21 protein-coding genes are annotated in these 20221 nt (G+C 69.9%); 3 read left to right on the plus strand and 18 right to left on the minus strand.

The genetic code is table 11. The features are described from left to right. Positions 1–44 precede the first annotated feature (44 nt). Complete coding sequence (locus tag HCT63_RS09625) at positions 45–977, plus strand: peptidoglycan DD-metalloendopeptidase family protein (RefSeq protein WP_167003567.1); 933 nt, start codon at positions 45–47, stop codon at positions 975–977. A gap of 78 nt (positions 978–1055) precedes the next feature. Here the strand turns inward: HCT63_RS09625 and HCT63_RS09630 are convergent, their stop codons facing one another. From HCT63_RS09630 to rplS, 10 genes are all read right to left on the minus strand, one after another. Continuing rightward, a complete protein-coding gene (locus HCT63_RS09630; RefSeq protein WP_208322354.1) occupies positions 1056–3272 on the minus strand; it encodes an NADP-dependent isocitrate dehydrogenase in 2217 nt (738 codons plus the stop codon). A 206-nt stretch (positions 3273–3478) separates the two neighbouring features. Continuing rightward, positions 3479–4399: a tyrosine recombinase XerC gene (locus HCT63_RS09635; RefSeq protein ID WP_243842968.1), complete on the minus strand. Its 921-nt coding sequence runs from the start codon at positions 4397–4399 to the stop codon at positions 3479–3481. 53 nt (positions 4400–4452) lie between these two features. Continuing rightward, positions 4453–5655 (minus strand): DNA-processing protein DprA, encoded by a 1203-nt coding sequence (gene dprA / locus HCT63_RS09640; protein ID WP_208322355.1) that lies wholly within the window; start codon positions 5653–5655, stop codon positions 4453–4455. Then, on the minus strand, positions 5652–7220 hold the full coding sequence (locus HCT63_RS09645) for a YifB family Mg chelatase-like AAA ATPase (protein ID WP_167003571.1): 1569 nt from the start codon (positions 7218–7220) through the stop codon (positions 5652–5654). Before HCT63_RS09645 ends, dprA begins: the two co-directional genes overlap by 4 nt. Then, positions 7220–7588, minus strand: coding sequence for a YraN family protein (locus HCT63_RS09650; protein WP_167003573.1), 369 nt, complete (start codon positions 7586–7588; stop codon positions 7220–7222). The genes HCT63_RS09645 and HCT63_RS09650 overlap by 1 nt, the downstream gene beginning before the upstream one ends. Positions 7589–7725: 137 nt before the next feature. After that, the gene (locus HCT63_RS09655; protein WP_167003575.1) at positions 7726–8034 is read right to left on the minus strand and encodes a DUF2469 domain-containing protein; all 309 of its coding nucleotides are present in this window, start codon (positions 8032–8034) and stop codon (positions 7726–7728) included. After that, positions 8031–8723: a ribonuclease HII gene (locus HCT63_RS09660; protein ID WP_167003577.1), complete on the minus strand. Its 693-nt coding sequence runs from the start codon at positions 8721–8723 to the stop codon at positions 8031–8033. The genes HCT63_RS09655 and HCT63_RS09660 overlap by 4 nt, the downstream gene beginning before the upstream one ends. An 11-nt stretch (positions 8724–8734) precedes the next feature. After that, positions 8735–9448 carry a signal peptidase I gene (lepB, locus tag HCT63_RS09665; RefSeq protein ID WP_167003579.1) on the minus strand — a complete coding sequence of 238 codons (714 nt, stop codon included), beginning with the start codon at positions 9446–9448 and terminating at the stop codon, positions 8735–8737. Positions 9449–9500: 52 nt separating this feature from the next. Continuing rightward, the gene (lepB, locus tag HCT63_RS09670; RefSeq protein WP_167003581.1) at positions 9501–10199 is read right to left on the minus strand and encodes a signal peptidase I; all 699 of its coding nucleotides are present in this window, start codon (positions 10197–10199) and stop codon (positions 9501–9503) included. A gap of 106 nt (positions 10200–10305) precedes the next feature. Further along, positions 10306–10656: a 50S ribosomal protein L19 gene (gene rplS, locus HCT63_RS09675; RefSeq protein ID WP_167003583.1), complete on the minus strand. Its 351-nt coding sequence runs from the start codon at positions 10654–10656 to the stop codon at positions 10306–10308. A 413-nt stretch (positions 10657–11069) separates the two neighbouring features. Between rplS and HCT63_RS20250 the strand changes: the two genes are divergently transcribed. Then, positions 11070–11906 (plus strand): LuxR C-terminal-related transcriptional regulator, encoded by an 837-nt coding sequence (locus tag HCT63_RS20250; RefSeq protein WP_208322357.1) that lies wholly within the window; start codon positions 11070–11072, stop codon positions 11904–11906. A 7-nt stretch (positions 11907–11913) separates the two neighbouring features. On the opposite strand, the gene trmD is transcribed toward HCT63_RS20250, so the two are convergent. From trmD to rpsP, 4 genes are read right to left on the minus strand one after another with little or no spacing between them, the layout of a single operon-like run. Next, positions 11914–12636 carry a tRNA (guanosine(37)-N1)-methyltransferase TrmD gene (gene trmD, locus HCT63_RS09685; protein WP_243842969.1) on the minus strand — a complete coding sequence of 241 codons (723 nt, stop codon included), beginning with the start codon at positions 12634–12636 and terminating at the stop codon, positions 11914–11916. Then, the gene (rimM, locus tag HCT63_RS09690; protein WP_167003585.1) at positions 12636–13172 is read right to left on the minus strand and encodes a ribosome maturation factor RimM; all 537 of its coding nucleotides are present in this window, start codon (positions 13170–13172) and stop codon (positions 12636–12638) included. The genes trmD and rimM overlap by 1 nt, the downstream gene beginning before the upstream one ends. Positions 13173–13176: 4 nt before the next feature. Further along, positions 13177–13419 carry an RNA-binding protein gene (locus HCT63_RS09695; RefSeq protein ID WP_167003587.1) on the minus strand — a complete coding sequence of 81 codons (243 nt, stop codon included), beginning with the start codon at positions 13417–13419 and terminating at the stop codon, positions 13177–13179. Between the two features lie 8 nt (positions 13420–13427). Continuing rightward, positions 13428–13871 carry a 30S ribosomal protein S16 gene (gene rpsP, locus HCT63_RS09700; RefSeq protein WP_167003589.1) on the minus strand — a complete coding sequence of 148 codons (444 nt, stop codon included), beginning with the start codon at positions 13869–13871 and terminating at the stop codon, positions 13428–13430. 183 nt (positions 13872–14054) lie between these two features. Here rpsP and HCT63_RS09705 point away from each other — a divergent pair, with 183 nt between their 5' ends. Continuing rightward, a complete protein-coding gene (locus HCT63_RS09705) occupies positions 14055–14498 on the plus strand; it encodes an HIT family protein (RefSeq protein WP_167003591.1) in 444 nt (147 codons plus the stop codon). Between the two features lie 17 nt (positions 14499–14515). Here HCT63_RS09705 and HCT63_RS09710 read toward each other — a convergent pair whose 3' ends face one another. The 4 genes from HCT63_RS09710 to HCT63_RS09725 all read right to left on the minus strand — a co-directional run bounded on the left by HCT63_RS09710 (position 14516) and on the right by HCT63_RS09725 (position 20172). After that, entirely contained in the window at positions 14516–16432 is a 1917-nt protein-coding gene (locus tag HCT63_RS09710; RefSeq protein WP_167003593.1) for an ABC transporter ATP-binding protein, read from the minus strand. Beyond that, a complete protein-coding gene (locus HCT63_RS09715) occupies positions 16429–18162 on the minus strand; it encodes an ABC transporter ATP-binding protein (protein WP_167003595.1) in 1734 nt (577 codons plus the stop codon). Before HCT63_RS09715 ends, HCT63_RS09710 begins: the two co-directional genes overlap by 4 nt. 88 nt (positions 18163–18250) lie before the next feature. Then, positions 18251–19645, minus strand: a complete 1395-nt coding sequence (locus tag HCT63_RS09720; RefSeq protein ID WP_167003597.1) for a gluconate:H+ symporter — start codon at positions 19643–19645, stop codon at positions 18251–18253. Beyond that, positions 19642–20172, minus strand: a complete 531-nt coding sequence (locus tag HCT63_RS09725; RefSeq protein ID WP_167003599.1) for a gluconokinase — start codon at positions 20170–20172, stop codon at positions 19642–19644. The genes HCT63_RS09720 and HCT63_RS09725 overlap by 4 nt, the downstream gene beginning before the upstream one ends. Positions 20173–20221: the final 49 nt, after the last annotated feature.

Here is a 20221-nt window from a genome sequence, read left to right on the forward strand (position 1 = left end):
TCTTTGACCCACGCTAGTCACGATCGATGGGATTGCATTTCGGGATGAGTTCTCGCCTTGTCCCCGCGCTCATGAGGCGCGCCCGGCTTCTCGTCGCGCTGGTGATCCTCGTCATGCCGTCCGCCCTCCCCCACGACACCGACCCCACCTGGTCGTGGCCGCTCGACCCGCGACCAGAGGTCGTGAGGGCGTACGAGGCTCCCCCTCACGCCTACGCCGCAGGTCATCGGGGCATCGACCTTGCCGGGAAGGCCGGAGCACCGGTGCGCTCGGTCGACGACGGGGTGGTTGCCTTCGCTGGCGCCGTTGCCGGAGTCGAGGCCGTGAGCGTCGACCACGACGGCGTCCGGTCGACCTACCTGCCTGTCGCCGCCTCGGTGAGACAAGGGTCACCCGTTGTACGGGGCCAGGTGCTGGGCTCCCTCCTCATCGCCGGGGGCCACTGCTTCCCGGCCGTGTGCCTGCACCTCGGGCGTCGGCACGGCGCGCCGTACGCCGACCCCGAGGAGCTGCTGGCGGGGACCGCACGCATCCGCCTGGTGCCACCGAGCGGACCGCCTCCAGTCCCGCCACCGGTCGCCACCGCCGCACCGGGCGCCTCGCTCGCCGCGCCCGTGGAGGCCCCGGTCAGCTCGCCGTACGGGATGCGCGTCCATCCCGTCACTGGGCTTCTCAAGCTCCACGACGGGACCGACTTCGCAGCCCCCTGCGGCACTCCCGTGCGCGCGTCGGCCGACGGCCGGGTCGTGGCCGTCACGTACGACCCCGCGTACGGGCAGCGGGTCGTGGTCGACCACGGCGGAGGTCTGGTGACGAGCTACAACCACCTCGAGAAGGCGTCGGTGCGCAGCGGCGCGACCGTACGGGCGGGGGCGTCGCTCGGTGCTGTCGGGAGCACCGGGATGTCGACCGGGTGCCACCTGCACTTCATGGTCGTCGTCGCAGGGGCGCCGGTCGATCCGATGCTCTTCCTGTGATCGCCGGCCTCCGTCCCTCCCCCGGACGCGACGGAGCCCGCCGGATCGATCCGGCGGGCTTCGTCGTACGGGAGGACCTCAGCCCAGCGACGCGATCGCGTCGTTGAGCGTCTTGGACGGCCGCATGACCTGCTCGGACAGGTTGTCGTCAGGACGGTAGTAGCCACCGATGTCGACCGGCGAGCCCTGGACGGCGATCAGCTCGTCGTTGATCGTCTGCTCGTTGGTCGCGAGCGTCTCGGCCAGCGGAGCGAAGGCGGCCGCAAGGTCGGCGTCGTCGGTCTGACGGGCCAGCTCCTGCGCCCAGTACAGCGCGAGGTAGAAGTGGCTGCCACGGTTGTCGAGGCCTCCGACGCGACGGCTCGGTGACTTGTTCTCGTCGAGGAACGTCGCGGTCGCGCGGTCGAGCGTGTCCGCCAGCACCTGCGCCCGGGCGTTGCCCGTGACCTGGGCGAGGTGCTCGAAGCTGACCGCTAGCGCGAGGAACTCACCGAGGCTGTCCCAGCGGAGGTAGTTCTCCTTGACGAGCTGCTGGACGTGCTTCGGTGCCGAGCCGCCAGCGCCGGTCTCGAAGAGCCCGCCGCCGTTGATCAGCGGGACCACCGAGAGCATCTTGGCGCTCGTGCCGAGCTCGAGGATCGGGAACAGGTCGGTCAGGTAGTCGCGCAGCACGTTGCCGGTGACCGAGATCGTGTCCTCGCCCTTGCGGATGCGGTCGAGCGAGAACTGCGTCGCCTCGGCCGGGCTCATGATCTCGATCTGCAGGCCCTCGGTGTCGTGCTCGGGGAGGTACTGCTTGACCTTCGCGATCAGGTTCGCGTCGTGCGCGCGCGACGCGTCGAGCCAGAACACGGCCGGGTCGCCGGTCGCACGGGCGCGGGTGACGGCGAGCTTGACCCAATCACGGATCGGGACGTCCTTGGTCTGGCAGGCGCGCCAGATGTCGCCCTGGCTGACCGCGTGCTCGATCAGCACGTCGCCGTTCGAGGCGACGACGCGCACGGTGCCGTCAGCCGGGAGCTCGAACGTCTTGTCGTGGCTGCCGTACTCCTCCGCCTTCTGCGCCATGAGACCGACGTTGGGCACCGAGCCCATCGTCGACGGATCGAACGCACCGTGGGCACGGCAGTCGTCGATGACCGTCTGGTAGACCGAGGCGTACGAGCTGTCCGGGATGGTCGCGATCGTGTCGGCCTCGGCGCCGTCGGGACCCCACATGTGGCCCGACGTGCGGATCATCGCCGGCATCGACGCGTCGACGATCACGTCGCTGGGCACGTGCAGGTTGGTGATGCCGCGGTCGGAGTCGACCATCGCGAGCGCCGGGCCGGCGGCGATGGCCGTGTCAATGGCGGCGCGGATGTCGTCGGCGTTCGGGAGCTGGTCGAGACCGGCGAGGATCGCGCCCAGGCCGTCGTTCGCGCTGAGACCGGCCTCGGCGAGCTGGTCTCCGTACGTGTCGAACACCGGCTTGAGGAACGTCTTGACGACGTGGCCGAAGATGATCGGGTCCGAGACCTTCATCATCGTGGCCTTGAGGTGCACGCTGAAGAGCACACCCTCGCGCTCGGCGCGGGCGATGGTGTCGGCGAGGAAGGACTGGAGCGCCGCCACGTCGAGGTAGGTCGCGTCGACGACCTCACCGGCGAGGACCGGCACCGAGTCGCGCAGGACGGTGGTCGCGCCGTCGGTGCCCACGAACTCGATCCGCAGGGTGTCGTCGGCCGGGATGACGACGGACTTCTCGTTGGACTTGAAGTCGCGCTCGCCCATCGTCGCGACGTTGGTCTTGGAGTCCGACGACCACGCACCCATCGAGTGCGGATGCTTGCGGGCGTACTGCTTCACCGACGCAGGTGCACGCCGATCGGAGTTGCCCTCGCGGAGCACCGGGTTGACGGCGCTGCCCTTGACCTTGTCGTACCGGGCACGGACGTCTCGGTCCTCGTCCGTGGACGGGTCGTCGGGGTAGTCCGGCAGGGGGTAGCCCTGGCCCTGGAGCTCGGTGATCGCTGCCTTGAGCTGCGGGACCGACGCGCTGATGTTGGGCAGCTTGATGATGTTGGCCTCAGGCTGCTTCGCCAGCTCGCCGAGCTCGGCGAGCGCGTCACCGACACGCTGGTCCTCGGTCAGACGCTCCGGGAACTGCGCGAGGATCCGGCCCGCGAGCGAGATGTCACGGGTCTCGACGCTGACGCCGGCCTTGGCCGCGTATGCCGAGACGATGGGGAGGAACGAGTACGTCGCCATCAGCGGCGCTTCGTCCGTGTGCGTGTAGATAACCTTCGAGTCCAACTCCGAGGCTCCGTTCCTGCGTTTCGACCGTCCTGCTCGCCAGGACGGCTCGTCGTGCTGGTGGCCTGTCCTACAGGGATGCGTCCGTCACCGGAAGGGACTCGTCGCATGCTCGCGGTCCACCTGTAGGAAGGTGCTCCGTCCATGAAGCCTACTTGCTTCCCGACGAGCGCCCGGACGCGGGCAGGCGCCGGTCGTGCCCACGGTCAGGCGCGGGGATGCGCCTGCGCGTAGGCCTGACGCAGCCGCTCGGAGCTGACGTGGGTGTAGAGCTGCGTGGTGGCGAGCGAGGCGTGGCCGAGGAGCTCCTGCACGCTACGGAGATCGGCGCCGCCCTCCAGGAGGTGCGTCGCCGCGGTGTGCCGGAGGCCGTGGGGTCCGAGGTCGGGCGCACCCTCGACGTCCTCGATGCGTGCGTGGACCATGCGACGCACCGTGCGCGGGTCGACACGCGCGCCCCGTTGGCCGAGGAACAGGGCCGGCCCGCTCCCGTCGACGACGAGTGCCCCGCGCGCCGCGAGCCAGCGGTCGAGCGCACGCGATGCGGGGCGCCCGAACGGCACACTCCGCTCCTTGTCACCTTTGCCGACCACCCGGACGACCCCGCGCGCGTGGTCGACGTCGTCCACATCGAGCCCGCACAGCTCACCCACGCGGATCCCCGTGGCGTAGAGAAGCTCCAGAACCGCGACGTCTCGTACGCCGACGACGTCCCCGTCGGCACGGGCGGTCGCGGCGTCGAGCAGGGCACGGACCTCGTCCTGGCGCAGGACCGCGGGGAGCTCGCGGTGACGGCGCGGGTTGGCGAGCAGGGCCCCCGGGTCGTCGTCGGCACGACCGGTGCGGGCCAGCCAGGCGGTGAAGCGGCGGACGGCGGCCGCCCTCCTCGACAGGGTGCTGCGTGACCGGCCCCTCACCTGCTGGGCGGCAAGGAAGCTGCGCAGCGCGCGAAGATGAAGCCCAGCGGGGTCGGCGATGCCCATGGCCTCGGCATGAGCGGACAGCTGGGCGAGGTCACCCGCGTACGCCCTGACGGTGTGCTCGCTGAGGCCACGCTCAGCTCGCAGGTGGCGTTCGTACGCCTCGAGTGCGTCATGCCAGGCGGGACTCCGGTCGGTCGCGGTCACCCTGCGAGTCTCGACCTCGGGGGCCGCCTCGTCCAAGTCGGCACGCCGCACTGTCACCGCCCTCCCTCCGTGGGCGGGGCAGGCTCGAGGTCGGCCCGGCGGGCGAGGGACCATCCGTCGTCCACCTGCCGGACGAATCCTTGGCTCTCCAAGCGGCCCAAAGAGCTGGCGACAAGCTCCAGCGGTGCCCCGACCCGCCAGGCCAGCACGTCCACCGTGGTCGTTCCGCGACCCGGCAGCGCCTCGAGCACCTCGCGCGCGACGGAGGGCAGCACGTCCCATGCGGTCTGGGGTGCAGGGGGCGGAGTGGCGTCGCGGCGACCCAGGGCGTCGAGGTCCTCCAGCGCCTCGGCACCGTTGGAGACCAACGTCGCTCGCCCCGTACGGAGGGCGTGGTGGACGCCGACCGAGGCCTGGCTCGTGACCGGGCCGGGCACGGCGAGCGCGATGCGCCCCAGTTCGTTGGTCCAGCCGAGGGTATTGAGGGCGCCGCTGCGCCGCGCTGCCTCCACGACCACCGTGCCCTGAGCGAGCGCCGCGATCACCCGGTTGCGGGTGAGGAAGCGGCCCTTCGTCGGCGTCGAGCCCGGCGGGTGCTCACTGACCACCGCACCCGCCTCGGCGATCCGTCGCAGGAGCCCGGCATGCGCCCTTGGGTAGTCGACGTCAGCACCGCATGCGAGAACGGCGACAGTCGGGCCGTCGACGGACAGCGCACCGCGGTGCGCCGCAGCATCGATCCCGTATGCCGCCCCGCTGACGACTGTCGTCCCGGCGTCGACGAGGTCGGCCGCAAGGTCGCCCGCGACGTCACATCCGTACGTGGTCGCGTCGCGTGCCCCGACCACCGCGGCGGCCTGCTCCGCCAGCCCGTCGAGCCGCCCTGCACCTCGAACCCAGAGACCGAGCGGACGGCCACCGACACCGGCGAGGCCGTCGATCTGATCGAGGTCGTCCAGCTGAGCAGGCCACTCCGCATCACCGGGGCACACCCACCGGATGCCCCTCCCGCGGGCGGAGGTGAGGATGCCGCCGATCCTCCCCTCGAGACCGACGGCACGCGACCGCCACGACTCAGGGAGATCGTCCTCTCCTGCGACGACCGCGGACAGCAGGTCGTTCGTGGAGCGCTCGGAGAGCTGTGCCGCGATCCGCGGATCGCCCGGCTCGGCGATCAGGCTCATCGCCAGCCGTGCCCGGCGCTCGGCCCGACGGGCGCGTGCGGCGGGCCGTGTCGTCGCTGCCTGGTCGCTCACGCGACCACCCGCTCCCACAGACTCCCCGGCAACGAGGCGCCCTGACGCAGCGCCATCGCCGTCGCGAGGTCATCGGGGTCCGGGGTGTCTCTCCGGCGAAGGTCGGCGACCGTCCATGCGACGCGCAGCAGCCGGTCTGCGGTGCGCGCGTTGATCGCCCCGGAGCGGGTCGGACGGTCGACCTCCGCGAGGACGTTGGCCGGCGTCGACATCTCGCGCCGCAGGACCGCACCAGGAACCTCTCCGTTGGTATGCCACGGCGTGGACGCGAGGCGGAGTCGCTGACGGTCTCTCGCCTCTGCGACCCGTGCTGCCACGACGTGGGTCGGTGTCCGCTCGGTGTCAGGGGTGCCCTGATGCTGGGCAGAGACCGGGCCGACGACGGGATGGAGGTCGATCCGGTCGCGGATCGGTGCCGAGAGCCGCTCGGCGTAGCGCCGCTTGACGAGGGGCAGACAGGTGCAGAGGTCGGCCCTCCCGGCCTTCTGTCCGCACGGGCACGGGTTGGAGGCCAGGACGAGCAGGAAGCGGGCGGGGAACTCGGCAGTCTGTGCGGCACGCGACACCGTCACGCGACCGCTCTCGAGCGGCTGGCGGAGCGCCTCGATGACGTCGCGGCGGAACTCCGGCGCCTCGTCGAGAAAGAGCACGCCGTTGTGGGCGAGGCTCATCGCCCCCGGCCGCACGACGCGGCTGCCTCCACCGACCAGCGCCTGGGCGGAGGCAGTGTGGTGGGGGTCGATGAACGGGGGGCGTTCGAGCAGCGGCGCCTCGGGCGAGAGGAGCCCCGCCACCGAATAGACCGCGCTGGTCTCGAGCGACTCCTGCCGGCCCAGGTCCGGGAGCAGGCCGGGGAGACGCTGGGCGAGCATCGTCTTGCCCACGCCAGGCGGACCCGTGAGGAGGACGTGATGCAGGCCCGCCGCAGCGATCAGCATCGCGGTCCGCGCATCGTCCTGCCCGACGACGTCGGTGAGGTCAAGGCCGTCGAGCCGACCACCGCCCGCCGTCGGCTCCGCGAGCGGATCAACCGGCGGATCGTCCGGAGGCTCGTCTCCTCGAAGCAGCGCGACCGCATGCCGCAGCGAACGGACACCGAGCACGTGTGCCCCCTCGACGATCGCCGCCTCACCCGCGTTGGGCTCTGGGACGATCACCCGCTCGCACCCCGCGGCCACCGCCGCCACCGTCGCGGGGAGCACGCCGGCGACCGCACGCAACCGGCCGTCGAGCCGCAGCTCACCGAGGACGGCGGCGCTCGCGAGCCGCTCGTGCGGAACCACCTGCTGGCTCGCCAGCACCGCGAGCGCGATGCCGAGGTCGAAGTGCGCGCCGGACTTCGGCAGGCCCGCGGGCGAGAGGTTGATCGTCACCTTCTGGTCCGGCCACGAGTGCCGGCTGTTCACCACCGCCGCACGACACCGGTCACGGGCCTCCGCGAGCGAGGCGTCGGGCAGACCCACGAGCGTCGTCCGGGGAAGCCCCGCACTCACGTCCACCTCGATCTCGACCACCCGTCCACGCATGCCCTCGAGAGAGACCGACCGCGTCCGTCCGAGCGCCATCACGACACCCCCGCCACGTAGGTGACCTCCGCGGCGCCACGCGTCGGCACGAGGACGCCGACCACGTCGATCCGGACCAGCACCGCACTCACGTCGTGCTCGGCCAGGTAGAGCCCGGCGAGCCGACGCAGCCGCGCCGCCTTCTGCGGGGTCACTGCCTCCAACGGCGTCCCGTACGCGGTGCTCCGCCGGGTCTTGACCTCGCAGAACACCACCGTGTCGGCATCGCGGGCCACGATGTCGATCTCGCCCCACCGGCACCGCCAGTTGCGGGCGAGCACCTCCATCCCCTGCGCCTGCAAGAACTCCACGGCGACGTTCTCCCCGTGGACCCCGACGGCCTGCCGCTGCTCGTAGGTCGACGCCATCTCCACCACCTCCGGCGAGAGTGTGGGTCGCCCGGAACGGCGCGGGCTGCATGGCGGACGCGGATGTGGATCAGCCCCGGTTGTGCACGAGCCGTCGTTCGATCACGCCTTCGGCGGCTCGCTGCGCCGTCGTTCGCTCACGCCTTCGGCGGCTCGAAGTCACTCGTCGCCAGCTCTTCGACGTTCACGTCTTTGAAGGTGAGGACCTTGACGTTCTTCGCGAAGCGGGCAGGACGATAGATGTCCCACACCCAGGCGTCCGTCATCGTGACCTCGAAGTAGGCGTCGCCCGTCTCCGAGCGCACCTTCACGTCGACGGCGTTGCACAGGTAGAAGCGCCGGTCCGTCTCCACGACGAAGGTGAAGATGCCGACGACGTCGCGGTACTCGCGGTAGAGCGCGAGCTCCATCTCCGCCTCGTACCGCTCCAGTTCCTCCGCGCTCATCGCACTCCCTCGCTCGGTGCCACCTCAGCGTAACGACCGCGCGCCGCCGCCGCGCGCACGTTCTGGTAGCGCAGACGGTGCACGGGCGACGGGCCGTACGCGGCCAGACGCTCCTCGTGCAAGGTCGTCACATAACCCTTGTGGATCGCGAACTCGTACTCGGGATACTCCGTGTGGAGGTCGCACATCATGCGGTCTCGCGTCACCTTGGCGACGACCGAGGCAGCGGCGATCGAGGCAGAGACCCGGTCGCCCTTCCACACTGCGAGCGCGGGGACACCGAGCCCGTCGACCCCGAACCCGTCGCTCAGGACGTAGTCCGGCTTCGTGGCCAGACGCGCGAGCGCCCGCCGCAGAGCAGTGATGTTGACGTGGTGCATGCCCAGAGCGTCGCACTCGGCGGGGCTCATCACGACCACCGACCACGCCACGGCGCGGCGGACGACCTCGGCGTAGCAGGCCTCACGTCGCGCCGGCGTCAGCAGCTTGGAGTCGGCCAGCCCGGGGACCTCGCCGCGCCGCCCGTCGGGCAGGATCACCGCTGCCGCCACCAGCGGGCCGGCACACGCCCCGCGCCCGGCCTCGTCGACTCCGGCGATCGCGTCAAAACCGGCCCGTCGCAGGGCGCGCTCATAGCCGTACAGTCCCGCGTCCTTGCGGATCGTTGCCCCGCGTGCCACCCGCGTCATCGCGACCCGCCTCAGTCGGGATCGGGGACGTCCGCAAAGGGTTCGTGGTCCGAGCCCGCCGTACCGGCGCGCTTCAACGGCCACACCACGACCCAAGCCTTGCCGAGCACCGCGTCCGTACGGACGAAGCCGCCGCCCGGCCCACCCTGGTGAGCGCGCGAGTCGGTCGAGTTGCCACGGTTGTCGCCCATCAGCCACAGCCGCCCCTCGGGGACCACCACGTCGAAGCGTGCGTCGGCGGTGGCAGCGGGGTCGGGCACGTACGGCTCGTCGATCGAGACGCCGTTGATCTGGAGCCGCCCGTCGGCGTCGCAGCACACCACACGGTCGCCGCCGACGCCGATGACGCGCTTCACGAGGTGACCGCCGGTCGGGAACAGGCCGAAGACCGACAGCACCTGCTGGACGGGGCCGACCTCCTCCTCGTACCCGACGCCGAGCCAGTCGCCCGGATCGTCGAACACGACGACGTCACCACGCTGCGGCTCGCCCGCCCAGTACGACACCTTCTGGACGAGGATCCGGTCGTCGACCTGGAGGGTGTCCTCCATCGACCCGGACGGGATCCAGAACGCCTGCACGAGGAACGTCTTGACGATCAGCGCAAGCACCAGCGCGACCACGACCAGCAGGATTGTCTCCTGCCAGAGGGGTAGGGGTTTGCGCTTCGCCTTGCCGGAACGGCCTGTGGCCGACGTCTCGGCGGTCTCTTCGTGCGATGTCACGTCCACAGCCTAGCGCCGCGCTCCACGCGCACTGCGGCGCGTCGACCTGGCGTCAGTCGAGCGAGGCGAACGCCCCGGGGTCGTGCAGAACAGCACGGTCCTTCCACGGCCAGACCACGAACGCGACCTTGCCGACCACCCTGTCGTCCGGAACGTAGCCGCCGCCCGGAGAGTCCATGTGAGCCCGCGAGTCGGCGGAGTTGCCGCGGTTGTCCCCCATCACCCAGAGGTAGCCGTCGGGGACGGTGACGTCGAAGGGGAGACGCGCCGTCGCAGAGGCGTCCTTGACGTACGGCTCCTCGATCGCGACCCCGTTGACCTCGATGCGACCGCCGGTGTCGCAGCACTTCACCGTGTCGCCGCCGACACCGATGACGCGCTTCACCAGATGGCCGCCGGACGGATACAGCCCTGCCGTCGACAGCAGCTTCTGGGCGGCGTTCGTCGGGTCGTCGAACCCACCCGACCCGAGCCACCCGCCCGGGTCCTCGAAGACGACGACCTCGCCGCGGTGCGGGTCACGTCCCCAGTAGGACACCTTCTGGACCACGATCCGGTCCTGCGCACCGTCCGGGTTGCCGGTGAGGGTCGGCTCCATCGACTCCGACGGGACATAGAACGTCTGGAGGAACAGCGACTTGACGACGAGCGAGAGCAGCAGCGCCACCACAAGCAGCGCGACGACCTCGAGCCAGAGCGGGACGGCACGGTCGCCCCAGCGACCCACCACCGTCCGTACACGCGGACGCACCGGGCTGCCCGTCGTACGGGCTGCCCGGTGCGTCCCCGGTGCTACGTCGTCGGGCCGATCCGCAGATCGGCCAGCGCGCTCATCCACAGTCGCCCCCCGGCACTGCTCAGGACTCGCGCTTCTCCTTGATCTTGGCGGCCTTGCCGCGGAGGTTGCGCAGGTAGTAGAGCTTCGCGCGACGGACATCGCCGCGGGTCGCGACCTCGATCTTCTCGATGATCGGCGTGTGGAGCGGGAAGGTCCGCTCGACACCCACGCCGAAGCTCACCTTGCGAACGGTGAACGTACGGCCGACGCCGGAGCCCTGGATGCGGATGGCAACACCCTGGAACACCTGGACGCGCGAGCGGTTGCCCTCGATCACCTTCACGTGGACCTTGACGGTGTCGCCTGCGCGGAACTCCGGGACGTCGTCGCGGAGCGACTGGCTCGCGACGGCATCGACTACGTTGGTCATCTCATCTCTTCCTCGTCAGTGCCACAGGTCACCCACGACATGTGCGGTGTGCGAATGCTAGGACGGTGCTGCGAGCCGTCGCATCGCGACGGTCTGGCGGCTCGACACCCCTGTGGCAGCAGAGCCCAGCACCGACTCACCAGTCTGCCACACCCACCCTCGCGGCCGTTAATCGCCGTCGGCCTGGCGCAGGAGGGGTCCAGCACCGCGTCTCGCGGCATCACCCCCGTTGATGTCGACGACCCGCCGTGCTGGACCCCGATGCGAGCGTAGGACAAACAAAGGTTGCGACGAAATACGTAAGGGTACGTAGGCGAGGGCGGTCGCCCGCGGCAGGTCTCCGTCCGGCGTCTCATTCACATGCTCGGTCACGGTGCCCCAAAACGGCTTCGTTACGCTCACGCCATGAGCACGTGAAGGGGGAACACATCGTGCCGGAGTCCACACGCTGGATCAAGGTCGCTTCGTCGGTCCTCCTCGAGGACGACCCGACGGCGGCGCGCCTCTGCCTCACCGACCACCTGCTGAGCGAGTTCGACGCTCGCGCAGGTGCTCGTGTGACGTACGACCAACGGTCGAGGACGCTGTCGCTCCACGGATTTCCGCAGGACGTCGGGTTCGACGCCCGCCGCTGGCCGTACGGGGTCCGGACGCTTGAGCAGACCCATCCGCTGCTCAAGCACTACCTCCGTACGGGGTCGCTCGAACCGCGCATGCTCCTCGGTCCCGGACAGACCTCCCGCATGCTCCCCGCGCCGCTCGTCAGCCTCCTGCGCTCGCTCGACCTCGGGGTCCACCAGATGGCCATCCCGATCCGCAACGAGCCGGGCGCACTGATCGAGGGGTACGTGCTGGTCCGCGACGAGCCGTTCCCGCACTGGGCGCTGCCGCGCGTGAGGGCCCTCCATGCATTCGTACGGGGTCTTGAGGTGCACCTGCGGCTTCTCACGGCCACCACGGCGATGACAGCACGAACGGCCGAGGACGAGGCCGGGCTGACGCCGCGGGAGCGCACCATCCTCGCGATGGTGGCCGAGAGCCGCAAGGCGGAGTCGATCGGGCGCAGCCTCGGCATCTCCGCACGGACGGTGCACAAGCACCTCGAGAACGTCTACCGCAAGCTCGGGGTCAGCGACCGTGTCGCTGCCGTGACCTCCGCGCACCGCCGCGGCCTGGTGCTGCCGCACGGCGAGGCCTCGAGTGACAGGAGCCGGCTCGATCCGGCGGACGATCTCCCCGCGCCACGCTGAGGTGCGCTCAGGCGTCGGTGTCGGGCGCGAGCAGGTCGGGGCGACGCACGGCAGTGCGCAAGAGCGCCTGCTCCTTGCGCCACGCGGCGATCCGCCCGTGGTCTCCGGACAGGAGGATCTCGGGCACCTCGTGGTCACGCCAGCGCGCCGGCTTCGTGTAGACCGGGTACTCGAGGAGCCCGTCCGAGCCGTGCGACTCCTCGGTGAGCGACTCGGGGTTGCCCATGAACCCCGGCAGCAGGCGGATGACGGCCTCGATCATCGCGAGCGCGGCCACCTCTCCCCCGTTGAGCACGAAGTCGCCGAGCGAGACCTCCTCGACGCGCATCCGCTCAGAAGCCCAGTCGATGACCCGTTGGTCGATCCCCTCGTAGCGCCCGCACGCGAAGGCGAGCCACGGCTCCTGAGCCAGGCGCCCCGCGTCGGCCTGCTTGAACGGAGCGCCGGACGGGCTGGGCACGAGCAGCACGGGACCGTCGACACCGACGGAGTCGCGCCCGGCGGCGAGCACCGCGTCGAGCGCCTCGCCCCAAGGCTCGGGGCGCATCACCATACCGGCGCCACCGCCGTACGGGGTGTCGTCGACGGTGCGGTGCCGGTCGTGGGTGTGGTCACGCAAGTCGCGGACGTGCAGGTCGAGGAGCCCGCGCTGTCGCGCCTTGCCCGGGAGCGACAGGTCGAGCGGCGCGAGGTAGTCGGGGAAGATCGTGAGGACGTCGATGCGCATCATCAAGGTCCGGCGTCCTCGGACAGCTCGGGATCGAGCAGTCCCTCGACCGGCGCGACGTGGATCACGCCGGCCGCGAGGTCGACGCTCGTGACGAGTGCCGCGACGAACGGGACGAGCACCTCGACACCGTCGGAGCGCTCAACGGCGAGCATGTCCTGAGCCGGGAGGTGCAGGACGTCGCGGACGACGCCGCGGTCGGCTCCCCCGCTCTGCACGCGGAGGTCGACCAGCTGGTGGTCGTAGAACTCCTCCGGGTCCTCCGGGCGCTCGGTCACGTCGACGTCGACGACGACCTGCGCGCCGCGGAGCTTCTCTGCGGCCGTACGGTCGAGGAGCTCGTCGAAGGTGACGAGGAGACGACCCTGGTGCGGGCGGATGGCGCGAATGCGCATCGTACGGGCGGCGTCCGCCTTCGGACGCACCACGACCGACGAGCCCGGGGCGAATCGCCTCTCGGGCTCGTCGGTCGTCAGGTCGATGCTGACCTCACCGCGGATGCCGTGCGCACGGCCGATGCGGCCGACGACGATCTCCACGACGTCAGCGACGCCGGTCGACGTCGACGAAGTCGATCCGGGCGCCGCCCTTGCCGGCGATGGCGCCGGCGATGGTCCGGATCGCGGTGGCCGTACGGCCGTGGCGTCCGATCACCTTGCCGAGGTCCTCGGGGTGCACCCGGACCTCGAACAGCAGACCGCGTCGCAGCTGCTTGGGTGTGACGTCCACGTCGTCCGGGTGGTCGACGATGCCGCCGACCAGGTGCTCGATGACTTCGGCGACCATCACAGGACTCAGGCCTCCGAGGGCGCTGCCTCGGCAGGCTCGGCCGCATCGTCGGCCTTGGCGGCCTTCTTGGCCGGAGCCTTCTTGGTGACGGCCTCGGTGGCGGGCGCGTTGTGCACGGCCTTGAGCGCCTCGTTGAAGAGCTCGGCCTTGTCACGCTTGGGCTCGGCGACCTTGACGGTCGACTCGGCCTGCTCGCCCTTCGACCGCTGGAGGTCGCCGGTCAGCTTGAGGAGCGCGGCGACCGCCTCGCTCGGCTGCGCGCCGACCGAGAGCCAGTGCTGAGCACGCTCGGAGTCGATCTTGATGATCGACGGGTCGGCCTTGGGGTTGTACGTACCGATCTCCTCGATCACACGACCGTCGCGCTTGGTGCGCGAGTCGGCGACGACGACACGGTAGAACGGGGTGCGGATCTTGCCCATCCGCTTCAGGCGAATCTTGACGGCCACGGGTGTGGTGTCTCCTCAATGAACGTGGTGTGGTGATCCAGCGGGCACCGTGTGGGGAACGGGCCGCCTGACCGCGGATCCGGACGCGACCGAATGAGAGGGTTCGTTCGCGAGACGGAATCGACTCACTATTGTGCCAGAACGCTGGTCGACGCTCCAACTCCGTACGGCAGACTGCTCTTTATGAGCACGCTCTTCTCGAAGATTATCGCCGGTGAGATCCCGGGCAGGTTCGTGTGGGCCGACGACGAGGTGGTCGCATTCTTGAGCATCGGGCCGATCCGGCCCGGCCACACGCTCGTCGTCCCGCGCGACGAGGTCGACCACTGGATCGACGCCGACGACGCGCTGCTCTCGCGCCTGACGGCCGTTGCGAAGCGGATCGGCGCCGCCCAGCAGGCCGAGTGGGAGAGCCCGCGGGTCGGCACGATGATCGCCGGGTTCGAGGTCCCGCACCTGCACGTGCACGTGTGGCCCGTGTGGGGGCTGGACGACTTCAGCTTCGCCGCCGTAGACCCGGACCCGTCGCCCGAGTCGCTGGAGGAGGCGGCCGAGCGGCTCCGCAACCGGCTCGTCGCCCTCGGCCACGGTGACCACGTGCCGGACGACGTCTCCTCCGCCGGCTGACGCAGCGCCTCGCCCACCTAGATCTCCGCGCCGGCGAACTGCGCCTGGTAGAGCCGCGCGTAGGCACCGTCGGCCGCGATCAGCTCGTCGTGGGTGCCTTGCTCGACGATCCGCCCTTGCTCCATGACGACGATGCGGCTCGCGTCGCGGATCGTCGACAGACGGTGCGCGATGACGAAGCTCGTACGCCCGGAGCGCAGCTGCTCCATGGCCTGCTGCACCAGCGCCTCGGTGCGGGTGTCGACCGAGCTCGTGGCCTCGTCCAGCACGAGGATCGACGGGTCCGCGAGGAACGCGCGCGCGATCGTGAGCAGCTGGCGCTGCCCGGCGCTGAGGTTGCCGCCATCGTCGTCGATCACGGTGTCGTAGCCGTCGGGCAGCGTACGGACGAAGTGGTCGACGTACGCCGCCTGCGCCGCCGCCACGATCCTCTCCTCCGACGCGCCGTCGGCTCCGTACGCGATGTTCTCGCGGATCGTGCCATGGAACACCCACGCGTCCTGCAGCACGACGCCGAAGTTGTCGCGCAGCACGTCGCGGTCCATCGCCCGGACGTCGACGCCGTCGAGGGTGATGCGCCCGCCGTCGACGTCGTAGAAGCGCAGCGCGAGGTTCGTCAGCGTCGTCTTGCCCGCACCCGTCGGACCGACGATCGCCACGGTCTGCCCAGGCTCGGCGACGAGGTCCAGGTGCTCGATCAGCGGCGTCTCGGGGTCGTACGAGAACGACACGTCCTCGAACGCGACCCGCCCGCGGACGATCGTGGGCGCGAGGGCGTCCGGCGGGTCGGGGACCTCCTCGGCCTCGTCGAGCAGGTCGAAGACCCGCTCCGCGGAGGCGACCCCGGACTGGAGGAGGTTGATCATCGACGCGACCTGGGTCAGCGGCTGGGTGAACTGGCGGGAGTACTGGATGAAGGCCTGCACGTCACCGACGCTGATCGAGCCCGATCCGACCCGTACGGCACCGATGACGGCGACCGCCACGTAGTTGATGTTCGAGACGAACATCATCACCGGCTGGATGATCCCGGAGACGAACTGCGCCCGGAAGCCCGCGTCGTACACCCGCTCGTTGGCGGCCGCGAACTCCGCACGTGCCTGCTCCTGGCGCCCGAAGACCTTGACGACCTCGTGCCCGGTGAAGTTCTCTTCGATGTGGCCGTTGAGCTGGCCGGTCGCCGCCCACTGGGCGACGAACTGCGGTTGCGAGCGCTTCGCGACCGCTCCTGTCACGACGACCGCGATCGGGATCGTCACCAGCGCGATCAAGGTGAGCAGCGGTGAGATCGTCACCATCATCACCAGGACGCCGATCACGGTCAGGAGCGAGACGAGGAGCTGGCTGATCGTCTGCTGGAGCGACTGCGCGATGTTGTCCAGGTCGTTGGTGACCCTCGAGAGGATCTCGCCTCGGGAGCGCGAGTCGAAGTAGGACAGCGGGAGCCGGCCGATCTTGTCCTCGACCTCGCCCCGCATGCCGGCGACGGTCCGCTGGACGAGCCGGGTCGTCATCACGCCCTGGACGTACATGAACAGCGACGAGAGGACATAGATCACGAGCACCGCGACGAGCACCGACCCGAGCGCGTCGAAGTCGATGCCCTGACCGGGCTGCAGGTCCATCGCCTGGACCATGTCGGCGACCCGGTCGTCCCCCTGGGCACGGAGCCCGGCGACGACCTCCTCCTTGGACGCGCCCTCAGGCAGACCGCTGGCGATGTAGCCGTCGAAGACGATGTCGGTGGCGTGTCCGAGGATCCGCGGACCGATCACGCTCAGCGCGACGCCGATGACACCGAGGACGAGGATCGCCGCCGTGCTCACCCGGTCGCGCAGCAGCGTCCGCATCAGCCGCTTCGCGGAGGTGCCGAAGGACTTCGCCCGCTGCGGGGCCTGCATGCCGAGGGCCGGGCCCGGGCCACGCGCGCTCATGCCGCCTCCTGCTCGGTCAGCTGGGACAGGACGATCTCGCGGTACGTCTCGCACGAGTCCATCAGCGCGGAGTGGGTGCCGGTTCCGACGACCCGCCCCTCGTCCAGGACCACGATCCGGTCGGCGTCGCGGATGGTGCTCACGCGCTGCGCGACGACGATCACGGCCGCGTCGGCGGTGACCGTACGGAGCGCGCGTCTCAGCGCCGCGTCCGTCGCGAAGTCGAGGGCCGAGAACGAGTCGTCGAAGAGATAGACGAGCGGGCGGCTCACGATCGCTCGCGCGATGGCCAGACGCTGGCGTTGTCCGCCGGACACGTTGGTGCCTCCCTGGGCGATCGGTGCGTCGAGCCCCTCCGGCATCGCCTCGACGAAGTCGCGGGCCTGCGCGATCTCGAGGGCCTCCCAGAGCTGCTCGTCGGTGGCGTGAGGGTCACCCATGCGAAGGTTGGTCGCGACGGTGCCGGTGAAGAGGAACGCCTTCTGCGGGATCAGGCCCATCGCGCCCCACACCTGCGGGAGGCTGCGGTCACGGACGTCGACCCCGTCGAGGAGCACCTGACCCCCCGTGGCATCGAAGAGCCGGGGTATGAGGTTGAGCAGCGTCGTCTTGCCGCTGCCCGTCGACCCGATGATCGCCGTCGTCTCCCCCGGCTGAGCCGTCAGGTCGACCTCGCAGAGCACCGGCTCCTCGGCCTCGGGATAGCTGAAGCTCACACCGACGAGGTCAACGCGTCCCCGGCTCACAGGTGCGGTGTCGGCCCCGGGCGCGCTGAGCACGCTCGGCTCGGTGTCCAGCACCTCGTGGATACGGTCGGCCGAGACCTCCGCGCGCGGCAGCATCACGAACATGAAGGTCGCCATCATCACCGACATCAGGATCTGGATGAGGTAGGTCAGGTACGCCGTCAACGTGCCGACCTCGAGCGTGCCGTCGGCCACCCGGTGCCCGCCGAACCACAGGACGGCCACGCTGGAGGCGTTCATGACGAGCATGACGGTCGGGAACATCAGCGACATCCACTGCCCGGCCTTGATCGCGACGTCGCGGTACTCGTGGTTGGCGGCCTCGAAGCGGTTGCGCTCGTACTGGCCCTTCACGAACGCCCGGATCACCTGGATGCCCATGATCTGCTCGCGCAGCACTCGGTTGATGACGTCGATCTTGTCCTGCATCTGGCGGAAGTACGGGCGCATCCGGGAGATGATGAAGCCGACGGACAGGACCAGCACCGGGATCACGACGGCGATCAGCCACGACAGCCCGACGTCCTGGCGCAGGGCCATCACGATGCCTCCGACACACATGATCGGCGCCGCCACCAGCAGCACGAACACCATGAAGGCGATCATCTGGATCTGCTGGACGTCGTTGGTGCTGCGCGTGATCAGCGTCGGCGCGCCGAACCGCGCGACCTCCTGCGAGGCGAACGTCTCGACCTTGGTGAAGACCGCCGCGCGCAGGTCGCGCCCGAAGGCCATCGCCGTACGGGCGCCGTAGTAGACGGCGATGATCGTGCACACCATCTGCACGACCGTGACCAGCAGCATCACGCCGCCGATCCGGAGGATGTAGCCGGTGTCACCGTTGACGATGCCCTCGTCGATGATGTCGGCGTTGAGTCCGGGGAGGTAGAGGTTGGCGAGCGTCGCGACGAGCTGGAAGACCATCACCAGCGCGATCGGGAGGCGGTACGGACGCAGATAGGTCCGTGCGAGGGTCCACAGCACGCGATGACGTTACCCCCGGCGTGGTTGCCCTTCACACCGAATTGATGGACTGTCCGCTCCCGGCGAACACGGGGCCGCTGCGGCGGTGTCAGATCACCAGGTGCATGAGCAGCACGAAGATCAGCCCGGAGACCGACAGCACCGTCTCCATCAACGACCACGACTTGATGGTCTGGCCGACCGACATGCCGAAGTACTCCTTGATGAGCCAGAATCCCGCGTCGTTGACGTGGGAGAAGAACACCGATCCCGCTCCGATCGCGAGCACCAGCAGTGACACCTCACCCTGCGGCATCCCCTCGGCCAGGGGCACCATGATCCCCGCCGCGGTGATCGTCGCGACCGTCGCGGATCCGGTTGCCAGGCGGATCAGGACCGCGACGAGCCACGCCACCAGGACCACCGAGACGCCGGAGTCGGTCACGAAGTCGGCGATGACCTCGCCGATGCCGGTGTCGATCAGCACCTGCTTGAACCCGCCGCCCGCACCGACGATGAGGATGATCCCGGCGATCGGCGGGAGCGACGTGCCGATGCTCGTGCTGAGGTCCTCCCGGTCCATGCCCGACCCGACCCCGAGGGTGAAGATCGCGACGATCACCGCGATCAGCAGCGCGATGAGCGGCTCACCGACGAAGTCCATGAAGGCGTACGGCACCCCCTCCTCGTCGAGCACGAGGTCGGCCACGGCCTTGGCCATCATGAGGACGACGGGCAGGAGCACTGTCGCGAGCGTGATCCCGAACGACGGCCGCCGTCCCTCGGTGTCGCGTGTCGCCTCGAACGCCGCCGAGTCGGCGTGGACGTCCACCCACTGCGAGGCGAACCGGGTGAAAAGCGGGCCCGCGACGATGATCGTCGGGATCGCGACGAGGATTCCGAGTCCGAGGGTGATGCCGACGTCGGCGTTCAGGACGTCGATCGCCGCGAGCGGCCCCGGGTGCGGAGGGACGAAGCCGTGCATCGCCGAGAGGCCGGCGAGGGTGGGTAGGCCGACCGCGATCAGGGAGAGCCCGGAGCGCTTCGCCACCAGGTAGATCACCGGCATCAGCAGCACGAGGCCGATCTCGAAGAACATGGGGAGACCGATGAGCGCGCCGATCGCCGCCATCGCCCACGGGAGCATCCGGGTGCTGGAGCGCCCGACGATGGTGTCGACGATCTGGTCGGCTCCTCCGGAGTCGGCGAGGAGCTTGCCAAACATCGCACCGAGCGCGATGAGCACGCCGACACCGGCCACCGTCGCGCCGACACCGGCGGTGAAGCTCTCGAGCGTGTCCTTCATCGGCATGGTGGCGACGGCGCCGACGGTGAGGGAGCCAAGCGTCAGTGCGAGGAACGGGTGGACCTTCAGCCAGACGATGAGGACGACGATGAGCGCGATGCCGATCAGCGCCGCCGTCACGAGCTGGGCGGTTCCGGCGGCAGGCGTGATCGCCTCCTGCGTACCGAGGAGCCCGAAGAGCCCGCCCGGGCCGCTCATCGCGACCCCTCCTGCTCGTCCACGAGCTCGGTCCGCGCGAGGAACTCGTCGACGATCTCGGCAGGGGTGGGTGTGATGTCGAGGAGCTCGCCGTTCTCGTCCGGCTCGAGCTGCTCGAGGGTGTCTTCCTGGGACTGCAGCAGCGACACCGGCATGAAGTGGTCACGGTGCTCCATGCGCTGCCGGATGAGGTCGTGGTCACCGGCGAGATGGAGGAAGACGATCCGCGGCGCGGCGGCGACGAGTACGTCACGATAGACGCGCCGCAGCGCCGAGCAGCTCACCACTCCCCCGGACTCGTCGTGGGCTGCGAGCCACTCGCCGATCGCCGCCAGCCACGGCCAGCGGTCTTCGTCGGTCAGGGGCGTCCCCGCGGACATCTTCGCGATGTTCGCCTCGGAGTGGAAGGCGTCCCCGTCCTCGTACGGAACGTCGAACCGTTCGGCCAGCTCGTGCCCGATCTCCGACTTGCCGACACCGGAGATCCCCATCACCACCGCGAGCGGCGGCAAGGTCGTTCGACTCATCGGCCCACCTCCTGCGGCGAGCCTGGCACGGCCTGGGCGCACGCGCTGC

The sequence above is a fragment of the Mumia sp. ZJ430 genome (genome assembly GCF_011751845.1).
Classification (GTDB): domain Bacteria; phylum Actinomycetota; class Actinomycetes; order Propionibacteriales; family Nocardioidaceae; genus Mumia.